Origin of the sequence: Streptomyces turgidiscabies Car8 (assembly GCF_000331005.1) — a bacterium.
Lineage (GTDB): Bacteria > Actinomycetota > Actinomycetes > Streptomycetales > Streptomycetaceae > Streptomyces > Streptomyces turgidiscabies.
Window position 1 is genome coordinate 1 of record NZ_AEJB01000503.1, and the last position, 1,274, is coordinate 1,274.

The following is a 1,274-nucleotide window of genomic DNA, read 5'->3' on the forward strand; positions in this document are numbered from 1 at the left end:
GCTGCCGGACGGCTTCCGCCCCGAGGGCATAGCCACCGGCTCCGGCCCCTACGCCTATCTGGGCTCCCTCGCCGACGGCTCGATCTACCGCGCCGACCTGCGCACCGGCGCCGGCGAGATCATCTCGGCCGGGCCCGGCACGCCGTCCGTCGGCCTCGAACTCGACGGCAGGGGACGGCTGTTCGTCGCCGCCCGCACCGAGGGCGCCCGGGTCGTGGACACCCGTCCGGGGGCGGTCCTTGCCTCGTACGCCCTCACCACCGCGACCCCCACCTTCGTCAACGACGTGTTCCTGACCCCGCGCGCGGCGATCTTCACCGACTCCTTCCAGCCGGCGCTCTACGTCCTCCCGCTCGGCCGGGGCGGCACGCTCCCGGGCGCAGGCGACGTCGTACGGATCGCCCTGAGCGGCGACTGGAATCAGGTGCCCGGCGAGGTCGTCAACGCCAACGGCATCACCGCCACGCCCGACGGAAAGGCGCTGCTCGTCGTCCAGTCCGGGGTCGGCGGACTGCACCGGGTGGACCCGCGCACCGGGGTCACCAGGCTCGTCGGCCTCGGGGACGCGGCCCCGCTCACCAACGGCGACGGCCTGCTGCTCGTCGGGCGCACCCTGTACGTCGTACAGAACATGCAGAACGCGATCGACGTGTTCACGCTGTCGGCCGACGGCAGCCGCGGGGTCTTCCAACGGCGCATCACCGACCCGGACTTCGATGTGCCGACCACGGTGGCGGCGTACCGGAACCGGCTGTATCTGCCCAACGCCCGGTTCACGACGGCGCCGACGCCCGACACGACGTACGCCGTGGTCGTCGTGGACCGCTGACCGAGGCCGGGACGTCATGTACGCGGAAGGTCCTGACCGCGTTCCGCAGCGGACCCTCGAGGGACTCGGCGCCCGCCACGATGCGGGGTGCCGCCCCGGCCTTCCGGAGCGAGGTGGCGAGCGCGTCCGTCACCGCGGCGACGTCCACGTTCTTCACCATGCGGACCGTGAGCCGGTTGATCACGACCTCCTGCACGGCCGGGTCGGACGCCAGCGGCGCGACGGTCTTCACGTACCTGTCGGTGTCGGAGACCGTGTCCTGGACCCAGGCCGCGACGACGGCCACGGGCGCGAGCAGCAGGGCCAGCAGAAGGAGGACCGACGAGCCGGCCCGGCGCAACCGCCGATGGCGCATTGACGCGTGGCGGCGCATTCGCTCGTACTCCGCCCGCTCATCGGCAGTGATGACGTGCTGCGGTTCTGCGGTTCCACCGGAGTCCGGCGA

Annotated in this window: 1 protein-coding gene and 1 pseudogene; one reads left to right on the forward strand and one right to left on the reverse strand. The window is 72.4% G+C overall.

The window, feature by feature from the left end:
* Window positions 1-829 (forward strand): SMP-30/gluconolactonase/LRE family protein (locus STRTUCAR8_RS36000; RefSeq protein WP_044473488.1); only part of this gene is annotated, 829 nt, incomplete at its 5' end.
* A 28-nt stretch (window positions 830-857) separates the two neighbouring features.
* Here the strand turns inward: STRTUCAR8_RS36000 and STRTUCAR8_RS36005 are convergent.
* Window positions 858-1,274, reverse strand: a pseudogene (locus STRTUCAR8_RS36005) (hypothetical protein); the annotation flags it as partial.